Annotated in this window: 11 protein-coding genes and 1 riboswitch; of the genes, 9 read left to right on the top strand and 2 right to left on the bottom strand. The window is 32.7% G+C overall.

Features of this window, described 5'->3' with window-relative positions; genetic code table 11:
• Window positions 1–15 precede the first annotated feature (15 nt).
• A complete protein-coding gene (locus ACHAJD_RS08950) occupies window positions 16–582 on the bottom strand; it encodes a hypothetical protein (protein WP_435585526.1) in 567 nt (188 codons plus the stop codon).
• 269 nt (window positions 583–851) lie between these two features.
• On the opposite strand from ACHAJD_RS08950, the gene ACHAJD_RS08945 reads away from it, so the two are divergent.
• The 7 genes from ACHAJD_RS08945 (at window position 852) to guaB (ending at window position 9,938) form a co-directional block, all read left to right on the top strand.
• The gene (locus ACHAJD_RS08945; RefSeq protein ID WP_435585525.1) at window positions 852–2,666 is read left to right on the top strand and encodes a hypothetical protein; all 1,815 of its coding nucleotides are present in this window, start codon (window positions 852–854) and stop codon (window positions 2,664–2,666) included.
• An 11-nt stretch (window positions 2,667–2,677) separates the two neighbouring features.
• Window positions 2,678–3,031: a VOC family protein gene (locus tag ACHAJD_RS08940; RefSeq protein ID WP_435585524.1), complete on the top strand. Its 354-nt coding sequence runs from the start codon at window positions 2,678–2,680 to the stop codon at window positions 3,029–3,031.
• A gap of 209 nt (window positions 3,032–3,240) precedes the next feature.
• Window positions 3,241–3,810, top strand: a complete 570-nt coding sequence (locus ACHAJD_RS08935) for an energy-coupled thiamine transporter ThiT (RefSeq protein ID WP_435585523.1) — start codon at window positions 3,241–3,243, stop codon at window positions 3,808–3,810.
• Window positions 3,811–3,950: 140 nt separating this feature from the next.
• Window positions 3,951–5,375 carry a glycogen synthase GlgA gene (gene glgA / locus ACHAJD_RS08930; protein WP_435585522.1) on the top strand — a complete coding sequence of 475 codons (1,425 nt, stop codon included), beginning with the start codon at window positions 3,951–3,953 and terminating at the stop codon, window positions 5,373–5,375.
• A 1-nt stretch (window position 5,376) separates the two neighbouring features.
• Window positions 5,377–6,603, top strand: coding sequence for a glucose-1-phosphate adenylyltransferase family protein (locus ACHAJD_RS08925; protein WP_435585521.1), 1,227 nt, complete (start codon window positions 5,377–5,379; stop codon window positions 6,601–6,603).
• 167 nt (window positions 6,604–6,770) lie between these two features.
• A riboswitch (purine riboswitch) is annotated at window positions 6,771–6,872 on the top strand.
• A 57-nt stretch (window positions 6,873–6,929) separates the two neighbouring features.
• On the top strand, window positions 6,930–8,462 hold the full coding sequence (guaA, locus tag ACHAJD_RS08920) for a glutamine-hydrolyzing GMP synthase (protein ID WP_435585520.1): 1,533 nt from the start codon (window positions 6,930–6,932) through the stop codon (window positions 8,460–8,462).
• A gap of 9 nt (window positions 8,463–8,471) precedes the next feature.
• A complete protein-coding gene (guaB, locus tag ACHAJD_RS08915; protein ID WP_435585519.1) occupies window positions 8,472–9,938 on the top strand; it encodes an IMP dehydrogenase in 1,467 nt (488 codons plus the stop codon).
• Between the two features lie 22 nt (window positions 9,939–9,960).
• Here the strand turns inward: guaB and recU are convergent, their stop codons facing one another.
• A complete protein-coding gene (gene recU, locus ACHAJD_RS08910; RefSeq protein ID WP_435585527.1) occupies window positions 9,961–10,533 on the bottom strand; it encodes a Holliday junction resolvase RecU in 573 nt (190 codons plus the stop codon).
• Between the two features lie 117 nt (window positions 10,534–10,650).
• On the opposite strand from recU, the gene ACHAJD_RS08905 reads away from it, so the two are divergent.
• A complete protein-coding gene (locus ACHAJD_RS08905) occupies window positions 10,651–12,324 on the top strand; it encodes a ribonuclease J (RefSeq protein WP_435585518.1) in 1,674 nt (557 codons plus the stop codon).
• Between the two features lies 1 nt (window position 12,325).
• Window positions 12,326–12,811 (top strand): NUDIX hydrolase, encoded by a 486-nt coding sequence (locus ACHAJD_RS08900; protein ID WP_435585517.1) that lies wholly within the window; start codon window positions 12,326–12,328, stop codon window positions 12,809–12,811.
• Window positions 12,812–12,878 lie beyond the last annotated feature (67 nt).

Here is a 12,878-nt window from a genome sequence, read left to right as displayed (position 1 = left end):
AGGCATTTGCCTTTTTTAACGATTGAATTCTCTGTAAATAAAGTAATAAAAGCCAAGAATAGGAACAAACGTAACTTGCCATTTTTGTGTATAGTTTTTAGCAATAACAATAGAGAAAACATATAAGATTAAGAAGTTTACTGTCATTATATGCAAAAATCCATCTTTTAACCATGAATCAGAAAATACTTTAAAGCTTCCAAATCCAAATCCATAAATAACCAATCCGATACTAATAACCATACTTAAAATTACAAATATTTTAGCAATAGGACTTTTTCTAAGAATATCTTGCCCATGATCTTCATAAACCGGCATAAGCGCAAAGGCTCCAAAAAATAAGCTTAGAAATAATCCAATCATACGGTTTAATTTAGGACGTTCTTCCGTATGCCAAACCAATAATATAAAGCCAATTGTAAAAATTCCTACGAGGTAAAATAGCATCATTAAAAAAGGATCTGCCTCGTGACGAATAATACTTGTGAAAACACCTGTGTTTTTACCAATAAACATAATAAAAACAAAAGCATACCCAATTAATAAAGCCCATACCCTTGATAATACACTTTCTTCTGTCATAATAATCACCCTCTCAGTCTAGACAAAAAAATACAAATTAATTATAGCATGTATGAAGTTACTAATAAAGCCCTTTTTAAAGATAAGTTTTATTGTATTATAAGCCACAACTTGATAAACTATAAGAGAAGAGAATTAACGTTTTTAAATTATACCGAATAATAGCTTTTAAGCATTATATTTTTAACTAAGATAATTTTGCAAGGATTCATAGACCACTTATAATCTATAGTGTTATGACTTTATTTGAACTATTAAGGAGACCTATCATGGGAATGAAAAAAAGAGCCAAATCCATCCGTTCCAAATTAAGTATAAAAACATATAAAAAACCAAGAATATTTGTCATACTAATGATGCTAGGAATTAATATCTTAATTCTGATTGTTGCTGCGATTATTGCCTTAATTATTGACGATAATTATACAAGCTTTATAGATGCTTTTACTAACGGAAGCGTGAAGTGGTTGCTTACACCTAATGCTGTTTTAACCATTGAAAATCCGCAAACTTTGTTCTTAGCTGTTATTGTATTAGTTGTTGGATTAGTGCTTTTTTCTGGGACCATTATTGCGCTAACTACTAATGCGATCAAAGATTATTTTCATAAAAAAGAATCTGGTAGTGGAAAAGTCTACTTAGAAGACCACATTGTTGTCTTAAACTGGAATAGTAAAGTACCAGAACTAGTAGCAGACTTACTATTTGTTGAAAGTAAAGAAGTTACCTTAATAATTTTAGCGGATATTGAAAAAGCTTTTGCTGAAAAACAAATATTTAATGCCCTTAAAAAGACTAAAAAAGCTGTTCATGATTTATCTAGAATAAACGTGTTAGTTAAAAACGGTGATCCTTTATTAAGATCTGATTTAGAAGATATTTCGATTATTCATGCAGAAGCGATTTTGATTATGAATAAAGACGCACATCACCTTATTAAAGATGGCATGAGTCAAAGTGATTTGAATGTTATTAAAATAGTTTTAGGATTAGGCCAATTAAAACTACCAAAACAACCGACCATTGTTGCAGAAGTTAAACATATTGAAACAAAAACAAAAATACTTAAAATGAAAAATGTCGTGTCTGGTCTTAAATCATCTCAAATCATCCCAATTTGTTTTGATAGAAGACTTGGTCAAATCATCGCGCAAACCATCATTGAAAAACATATGGAAGATGTATATTTATCACTATTCTCATTTGATGGTAGTGAAATATACTTATTAAAAGATACTTCATTCGAACACTGTTTAACCATGCATACGCATGCAATTCCACTTGCTGAGGTAAGCAATAATCTATTTGTCCTTTCTGATAATAATCAAACAAAATATTTAACAAGGCAAAATGAACATGGGCCATTACCTTTAAAAGCAAAATCCATTACTGAAAAATCAGTTCAAGAAGTATATATTATCGGAAAAAATAACAAATTAGACTTTATTTTAGAAGCGTTTAATAGTTATGAAGCGCTTCATCAAAGCAAGTTTCAAGCAGAATGGGTTGAAACATCAGAAGTAAAACATTTAATTGAAAAACTAAATGAGAAAACTGAACCAGTCACTATTTTACTATTAAGTGATGAATCTGTTGAATCTGATGCCCTTGATGCAAATGTTATTGATACACTGATTTATATTGAAAGCAATATCAAAAGAAAAGACGCGCATATCATCGTTGAACTCTTAGATCCAAAAAACGACCGTTTAATTAAAGATTTTAATATTGAAAATACGATTATAAGTAATAAAATTATCTCTTTACTTCTAAGTAAACTCGCACTATTTCCTGAGACTGCATCGTTTTATGAAGACTTACTTACCATATCGCCATCCGAACCAGGAAAAGATGATTATGCCGTTTTAATTAAACCAGCAAATGCATGTTTTGATGAAACATTCCCAATAACATTTAAGAACTATAAACAAGCCGTTCACTCAAGTTATCTAGCTTTTAAGAAAAAAAGCATCTTATTTGGAATCATTCGAAATGAAACCTTAATCATTTTTGAAAACAATTTACATCTTGAAAACACCTTTAAACTTGAAGAAAATGATTTATGTATTTTAATGAAATTATAGGAGGGATTACGATGATTGATGCCATTCATTTTTACAGAGTTAACGATTTAGAAAATGTAAAAAACTTTTATGGTAAAATACTAGGCTTACCACTATACAAATATCAAAAAACTTGTTTAATCTATTGTTTAAAAGGTCACGGGAAAATTGGTTTTTGTACGCATCATCCAAAGAATATCAACGATAATACTTGCATCACCTTTGTTTATGAAACAGAAGTTGAAGTCGATAAAATGTATGATTATTTATTAAACCATATAGCCATTGACCACGCACCCATCATAAACCCAAATTTCAAAATATATCATTTCTTTGTAAAGGACTTTGAAGGCTTAACGCTAGAGTTTCAGACCTTTTTAAAATAATTATCTATTCAATTGATTAATTAAAAACATTTGCTATAATATGAGTGTCGATAAAATCGGGGGAGCTTAGAGAACTAGGCTGAGAGTATTCTTGAAACTAGAATAGACCTGACCTGATCTGGGTAATGCCAGCGTAGGATAAATATAAAACAAAATTTGTTTTGTCCTACTAATAAAGGGACAAAACAATTTTTATTAGGAGAGATTTTATGAAAAACAAAAGCTTATCAACAAGACAAATAACTGAAGTAGCCATTTTATTAGCGATTGCAATTGTGTTAGAACTCATCGCGATGGCTTTACCAAAAATGCCTCAAGGTGGAAGTTTTAGTATTTCAATGCTTCCAATATTCATCATTGCATTAAGACACGGAGCTAAAATTGGAATTATGTCTGGTGTGTTATATGGAATCTTAGACTTAATGCTAAACGGCTTTGTATTATGGCACTGGGCAAGTTTCTTCCTAGATTACACCATAGCATTTGGATTATTAGGTGTTGCCGGATACATATTTGCACGTAAAAAAGAAAGCCCTACATACTTTGCAGTAGGAATCATTATCGGTTCATTACTCAGATTTATGTCCCATTGGCTATCGGGTGTTATGTTGTTTGCACCTAGTGGAGACCAAGGGTTCTTAAATTATCGTTTTTGGATAGGATCGGCAGTGTATAACGCAACTTATATGATTCCTTCAACGATTTTTACAGTAGTGATTGGGTTCGTATTATTTACTGCGTTAAAAGATCAACTGATTAATACACAAGAGTCTTTATAATTTAAAATTTATCCCTAATTTTATTGACAAACGAAATCTCATTATTTGAGATTTCTTTTTTTATCTTTTCTCACATTGATAGCGTTTTAACCTTTTTAAACGCTAATGTATCATGTATAATGAATTTAGGAGGGATTATCATGAGAATAATGTTTATCGGTAGTGAAGCAACACCTTTTATTAAAACTGGAGGATTAGCAGATGTACTTGGTAGTTTACCAAAAACATTAGCATCTTTGGGTCACGAAGTTAGTTTAGTTCTACCATTACACCGTAAAATTAAAGAAAAGTTTAAGGACGATCTTACGTTTGTAAGGGATTTTAGAGTTGGCATCCATACAAAAGATGAATATGTAGGTATTGAAACGATAAAAGCGGATAATGTTACAGTGTATTTTATTGATAACGAATATTACTTTGGTTACCGCGAAAACCTTTATGGTGATTTTGATGATGGTGAGCGTTATGGATACTATAATCAAGCCGTATTAAAAATGCTGCATGAAATCAACTATTTTCCTGATGTTCTACATTTAAATGATTGGCAATCTGGATTAATTCCTTATATTTTAAAACAAAACTATAACGATGATGAACGTTACACAAAACTTAAAACTATATTTACGATTCATAATATTGCTTATCAAGGTGTTTTCTCTAAAACATTACTCCCTTATCTAAATGTCCCTTATCATACTGATATAGAGTATGATGGGCAAATTAACTTTTTAAAAACTGCAATTGTCAATGCTGATTACATAACAACCGTCAGCAAAACCTATGCAGAAGAAATTATGTATGATTATTTCGGATTTGGTATGAGTAGGCTACTAACAGAGCGAAAACATAAACTTACAGGGATTATGAATGGCATTGACTTAGATGATTTTGATCCTAAAAAAGATAAACTCATTCATAAAAACTTCGGCTTAAATAATTATGTTTCTGGTAAAAATGAAAACAAACAAGCTTTACTTAAAATGTTTCATCTACAAGATTTAAAACTACCAGTCATTGGCATGGTTTCAAGACTTACAGAAGCTAAAGGATTCCCTTTAGTTGAAGCGGTTATTGAGAATTTATTAAAAGAAAAACGTATCCAGTTTATTTTACTTGGTAGCGGAGATCACGACATTGAAACTTTCTACAACCACTTAAAACAAAAATATCCAAAACATGTAGGCGTCTATTTTGGCTATAGTGATACGATTGCTAGACAAATTTATGCAGGGTCAAACTTTTTCTTAATGCCATCACGCTTTGAACCGTGTGGCTTAGCGCAACTCATTAGCATGCGCTATGGAACACTCCCTATCGTTAGAGAAACAGGCGGGTTAAAAGATTCAGTTTTACCATTTAATAAATACACTCATGATGGAACAGGGTTTAGTTTTACAAATTATAATGCCCATGAAATGTTGGAAGTGATTGAAATAGCAATCAAAGTTTATAAAGATCAAAAAACGTATAAAAAACTTGTAAAACGTGTCATGAACGAAGATTTTAGTTGGCAAAAAAGTGCTGCAACTTATGTAAAACTATATGAGAAAGTGTTGGAGGAATAAAATGGAGACATTAGCTTTAATTTTAGCCGGTGGACGAGGTTCTCGTCTTGATTTATTAAGTGAAAAACGTGTTAAACCAGCTGTGCCTTTTGCTGGAAAGTATCGTATTATAGACTTTACATTAAGTAATTGTAGTAATTCAGGTATTTATCATATTGGTATTTTAACGCAGTATTTACCTTTATCTTTAAATGAGCATATTGGCGTAGGGAAACCTTGGGATTTAGATCGTCGTGATACAAGACTTTCATTATTACAACCTTATAAAGAGTGGTATGCTGGAACAGCAGATGCTGTTTTACAAAACATAGAATTCATAAGAAGAACTGATGCAAAGTATGTTTTGATTTTATCAGGAGATCACGTTTACAAAATGGATTATAGAAAAATGATTGATCATCATAAGTCAAAAAATGCCGCTTTAACTATAGCAGTTCAACCTGTACCATGGGATGAAACCCATCGTTTTGGAATTTTAACAACGGATGATGATACTAAAATCACAAAATTCAGTGAAAAACCTAAAGATGCAGATAGTAATTTAGCATCAATGGGTATTTATGTCTTTGATAAAGAAACGTTACTTAAAGCAATTACAGAAGTTAAAGCCGATGATTTAGACTTTGGAAAACACATTATTCCGCATCTACTATCTAAAGTCCCCGTTTATGCATATGTATTTTCTGATTATTGGAAAGATGTGGGGACTTATGATTCATATTTAGAGGCAAATTTAGAACTCACCGGCACAGTAGATAAGGTCCCGCTTGATATGTATGACCGTAAATGGCGTATTCATACACGCAGTGAGGAGATGCCTTCGGTTAAAGTAGGCAGTAAAGCCATCATTCATCAAGCGCTTATTTCAAACGGATCAATTGTCGCAGGAGAAGTTTACCGCAGCGTATTAAGTCCCGGAGTCATCATTCATCCAGGTGCAGTCGTTAAAAATAGTGTTATTTTAAATGATTCGGAAATTATGCCTGGTGCTATTGTCAATAATGCCATTATTGATAAAAATGTTATTGTAGACTTTAATGCCAAAATAGGTTTTGGCGATGATTATACACCTAATCACGACAAACCTGATGTTTTATCAAGTGGAATTAACGTCATTGCTAAAGGCGTTCATGTCCCAGAAAACACAGTTATAGAAAGAAATTGCCGTATTTTTACAACCGCAGTCTTTAAAGAGTTAACCATAAAAAGTGGCACAACCTTAAAATAAAAAACAAAAACGCTTATGTACAGCCGTTCATAAGCGTTTTTATTTGATTTTTATAATGAAAAACGACCAATAATCGTTGAAAACGACCAAAAAACCCTTTAGTTTCCACAGAAAATTGTCTATATAAAATAATAAATAGATTAATCTTGCAATTTATGAACGGCTTCATGTAGAATAAGACTAACATTCATATAATATCGAAGATATGGTTCGAGCGTCTCTACCCCAATACCGTAAATGTTGGGACTATGAATAGGGTATTTTTTACTATATTCTATTGATACGCTCGATTTAAGAGCGTTTTTTATTTTAGAAAGGAGCACATTATGAAAAAAGACACCGTACTTATACTAGACTTTGGAAGTCAATATACCAAATTAATTGCTAGAAACATACGCGAACTAGGAGTTTATAGTCAATTAGAACCGTATGACATTGATATCAAAAGCCTAAAAAACTTTAATGATATAAAAGCCATTATTTTAAGCGGAGGCCCATTAAGTGTTTATGACGATAATGCTTATAAGATTGATCAATCGATTTTTAAACTTGATTTGCCTATATTAGGCATTTGTTATGGCATGCAGTTAATGAACAGGATGTTTTTAGGACAAGTAGAAAAGTCAGTGAAGCGTGAGTATGGCCAAAGCGATATTACCTTGACTGAAGAAGATGTACTATTTAAGGGATTAAATGACATTGAAAGAGTTTGGATGTCTCACTCAGATCATATTAATAAAGTAGCTGAAAACTTTAAAATAATTGCTAAAAGTAATGACATAATCGCTGTAATTAAACATAAAGTCTATCCTTTTTATGGATTACAGTTTCATCCTGAGGTGAAAAACACAGTTCATGGTCAAAAAATACTTGAAAACTTCATTATCGAAATTGCAAAAGCTGAAAGAAACTGGAAAATAAAGGATTTTATCGAAGATGAAATTACGCAAATTCGTAAAAAAGTAAAAAAAGATAAAGTGTTACTAGGTTTATCAGGTGGGGTTGATTCAAGCGTTGCAGCCGTATTAATTCATAAAGCAATTAAAGATCAACTTACCTGTATATTTGTTGATCATGGCTTATTAAGAAAAGACGAAGCCAGCGAAGTGATGAAAGTATTTAAAGATACTTATAAAATGGATATTAGAAAAATCGATGCACAAGAAATATTTTTATCAAGGTTAAATGGGATTATAGACCCAGAAGAAAAAAGAAAAATTATCGGAAAAACATTCATTGACGTCTTTAAAAGTACCGCAGAATCGATTGGAGACTATAAATATTTAGCTCAGGGCACACTTTATACAGATGTCATAGAATCAGGCACGAAAACCGCAAAGACGATTAAATCGCATCATAACGTGGGAGGATTGCCTAAAAAATTAGGGTTTAAGTTGATAGAGCCTTTAAATCAGTTGTTTAAAGATGAGGTAAGGCTTTTAGGTGAGGCATTAGATATGCCTAAACACGTAATTTATAGACAACCATTTCCAGGACCGGGGTTAGCAGTTAGAATTTTAGGGGATATCACAGAAAATAAAATACGGATTGTTCAAGAAAGTGATGCTATATTATCTGAAACGTTTGAAAAATATGGCTTAAATAAAGAAGTTTGGCAGTATTTTACTGTTTTAACAGGGATTCAAACCGTTGGGGTTATGGGAGATAATAGAACCTATGATTACACTGTAGCAATTCGTGCTGTAACATCTATTGATGGCATGACTGCAGATTGGGCGAAAATTCCTCACGCTGTATTAGAAGAATGTTCCAGTAGATTTGTTAACGAAGTAGAAGGTATCAACCGAGTCGTTTATGATATAACATCAAAACCACCCGCAACAATCGAGTGGGAATAAAGAGGTGAAATGATGAGTAAAATTGTAAAGAAAGGATACACATTTGATGATGTATTATTAATTCCAGCGCATTCAAATGTTTTACCCAAAGAAACAATATTAAAGACTAAATTAACTAAGGATATTACTCTAGAGATTCCCATTATCAGTAGTGCGATGGATACGGTCACTGAAACTAAAATGGCGATTGCGATTGCAAGGCTTGGGGGCATTGGATTTATTCATAAAAATATGTCAATAAAAGAACAAGCACTAGCAGTTAAACGTGTCAAGTTAAGCGAAGCAGGTATGATTACAGATCCGATAACCCTAACAAAATCGCAAACCCTTCAAGATGCGGAAGATTTAATGGCCTATTATAAAATTTCCGGATTTCCTGTAATCGAAGAAGACGGAACCTTAATTGGAATCCTCACAAACCGTGATGTTAGGTATCGTGAAGATTTAAGCTATAGTGTTGAAAGTACTATGACTAAAAAAAATCTTATCACAGCGCCTGTTGGCATTAGTTTACACGAGGCAAAAGCGATTTTACTGGAAAATCGTATTGAAAAGTTACCAATTGTAGATGAAAACAATAAATTAAAAGGATTAATAACCATTAAAGATATTGACAAGACAAGACAGTACCCGCAAGCAACTAAGGATTCCCAAGGCCGTCTAAGATGTGGCGCTGCAGTTGGGGTTTCTGATGATACAATAGAGCGCGTTAAAGCGCTCGTTGATGTTTCTGTAGATGTTATTGCGATTGATTCAGCACATGGTCATTCTGAGGGTGTTATTGAAATGGTTAAAACCATTAAAAACCTATTTCCAAATTTACCTGTGGTTGCGGGTAATATTGTTACTAAAGAAGCCGCAAGTGCTCTAATTAAAGCTAAGGCGGATGCTTTAAAAGTTGGTGTAGGTCCAGGATCAATTTGCACCACCCGTGTGATTGCAGGGGTTGGAGTTCCTCAAGTATCAGCGATTATGGATGTGTATGAAATCGCTAAAGCCCATAATATTCCTGTTATTGCTGATGGCGGTATTAAGTTTAGCGGTGATATTAGTAAAGCCATTGCAGCTGGTGCAGATACAGTTATGTTAGGGAGCTTACTTGCAGGATGCGAAGAATCACCTGGAGAAGAAATTTACTATAATAGTCGTAGGTATAAAGTGTATCAGGGAATGGGGTCCATCTCAGCCATGCGAAGAGGGTCGAGTGATCGTTATTTTCAAGGAAATCAAACCGAACTAAAAAAACTTGTTCCAGAAGGCATAGAAGCGCGCGTTCCTTATAAAGGTAAAGTCGAAGATGTTATTTTCCAACTCATTGGCGGTCTACGCTCTAGTATGGGGTATTGTGGGACTAAAACAATCAATGATTTAAAAGATAACGGTTTATTTGTTAGTATTACTGCTGCAGGTCAAAAAGAATCCCATCCGCATTCAGTTGAACTCACTCAAGAATCTCCGAACTATCAAAAACAATAAAAAAACTGCACAATTGTGCAGTTTACTTTTTATTAATGAGTAAGTCGACAACTTTTAAGTAATCAATACTAGGACGATAGCCTTCTTTTACTAAGTAAGTATGTTCAAGTAATTCTTCATAACTTATCGATTTTCTACCATTTAATGCTCTTTGATGAAAATAATAAAGTTTTTCATAAGTAAATAAATGAATGGTACCTTGTTTTTTAAAGTAAATCAATATAAAAGCAATGCCTTCATGCTCATGAACTTGTTTTAGGTGATCGATTTGATGCTTGTGAATGTTTTTTATAGGAAAAGAAGTCGCATGATTCGTTTCTTTAACATCAAAGTCAATATAGTGGCCTTTATATACACCGTTATAATCAGTCGTTGAAGGTGTACGGTAATAAGCCTCTATAATTTTAGCTTTTTTTCGCGTAGGATAATCAACCGTTACGATTTGTATGGGTGTAGGCTTTTTGTGAATCACTGCTTTATTATTTATTAAATAAAAGGCATTAGATTCATCAATCAGCGCTTCAAAGGTCATCCCTCGATTTTTCGAACTTATTTTCTTCGTTTCATAACTTGATTTTTTATTTGGATAGTTTATCATATTATCACCTAATAAAAGTGTACCATAATTTTACAATTCACTAAACACAAAACAGTACTTTTTGCAAAACTATGATATAATTAAAAACGACAAAGACCAAGAGGAGGTTACCTGATGTCATTAATTAAATTTTTCGCCTTAGGTGGTCTTGGAGAAGATGGTAAAAACATGTATTGCATCGAAGTTGATCAAAAACTTTTTATTATGGATGCAGGGTTAAAGTACCCAACACAAGAACTATACGGTGTCGATTCAGTTTTACCAGATTTTACTTATTTGAAAGAAAATAAAGATTCTATCCAAGGCCTTTTTTTAAGTCATGGTCATGAGGACCATATAGGGGCAGTCCCTTCATTACTAAAGCAAATTAATATTCCAGTATTTGGAAGCTTGTTTACCATTGCATTATTAAAAGATTCTATGCAAGAACAAAACATGCCGTTTGATGATTATACTTTAAACGTAGTCACCAAACAAGACACACTTAATTTCGATGCAGTTGAAATAAGTTTTTACCAAACAACCCACTCAATACCTGAATCATTTGGTATCGTTATTTCGACCAAGGACGGGGTTATAGTCTATAGTCCTGATTATACCTTTGATCAAAACGTAGATAGAGCGTATAAAACAAGCTTTGAACGTTTAGCACGTATTGCAGGTAAAAACGTTTTAGCGTTACTAACAGAGAGTTTAGGGTGCGAACATCACGGACATTCACATACGAGTAAAAACTTAGAATACGCCTTAAATCAAGCGTTTTTTAAAGCTAAAAACCGCGTGGTTGTTTCAACATTTTCAACCGATATTTTTCGCATTCAGAAAGTCATTGATATTGCATTAAGGTATGAACGTAAAATCGCAATTATCGGCAGAAAAGCCCAGCGAATGATTGATATCGCCCTTAATTTAGGGTATTTAAAAATCCCCGAAGATAAATTATTAACTTTAAAGTTTATCGATGATAAAAATAAAAACGCACTTGAAGATGCACTCGTTTTAGTATCTGGAGATCGTCACGAACCATTCCATATGTTACAAAGAATGGTAAGAAAATTAGATAGACTCATTCATATCAATGAAACGGACACAGTCATTTTAATGACCCCACCAATACCTGGAACAGAAAAAATTGCCTCAAGAACATTAGATGTTTTATATAGAAATAACATCAACTTAATAAAAATTGATAAAGCCATGTTGCCACCATCACACGCAAGTAGTGAAGACATTAAATTATTAATGAATATTTTAAATCCTAAATATATCATTCCAGTTATTGGTGAACATAGACATTTGTTTGCATTAAAAAAACTCGCTTTAAGTATGGATTATACACCTGAATATATCAAACTATTAGATAATGGTGAAGTCTTAGAGTTTGTAGATGGTAAAGCTAAGGAACACACCTATTCAATTATGAGTGGGGATGTATTAGTTGACGGAATCTTAGAAGGCGACTTAAGTGATGTAGTCTTAAAAGATCGAGAAACACTATCACAAGATGGTGTCTTTATGGTTGTACTAAATGTAGACCCAAAACAAAAACGCATTTTAGGCGACATAGAAATTGTTTCTAGAGGATTTGTTTATATGAAAGAAAACGAAGCCTTAATTGCCGATGTAACGCAATTATCTGAAAAAATTTCTGGTGAAATCTTTAAACATAATTACGTTGATTGGCGTGTTTTCAAAGAACGCTTACGTGAAGAAATTAGTCGTTATTTATACAATGAAACGAATCGTAGACCTATTGTAATACCGGTCTTAATCGATACCCAAAAATAATATGTTTTTAGAGTTATTTGAGGATAATCTTTCAAAAGAGGATTGCAAACATCTAACCCCACGCGTTGGGGTTAGAGCCATTTTAAAACACAACGACGATTTTATTTTGGTTTATAATAAGAATTGGGATTTATACACACTACCTGGTGGTGGTGTCCATAAAAACGAAACATTAATAGACGCTTTAAAAAGAGAAGTTTTTGAAGAAACAGGGTACAAAGTTCAAAACATAAAAGAAGGGTTAAACTTAACTGAATACTTTTATGATTCTATTTGGGAACACCACTTTTATTATTGTGAAACGGTCGGACAAAATGCCCCGTTAACATTAACGGATGAAGAAATAGCATCGGGATTAGAAGTCGTGGTAAAATCTTATATAGATGTCCTAGATATATTTGTAAACCATGAATCTCCTCGTGAAAACGCTGAAAATATATATCAACGAGAATTCTTAGGTTTTATGCATAGTTTAGAAGTGAAATAATCGCTATAAATAAAGAGTTTTGTCTTTTTTAGTATACTAGTTTACAAAAATAACCATTATGTTATAA

The sequence above is a fragment of the Liberiplasma polymorphum genome (assembly GCF_043951795.1).
In the GTDB taxonomy this organism is placed as follows: domain Bacteria; phylum Bacillota_I; class Bacilli_A; order Izemoplasmatales; family Izemoplasmataceae; genus Liberiplasma; species Liberiplasma polymorphum.
This window is presented reverse-complemented; position numbering and strand designations above follow the sequence as displayed.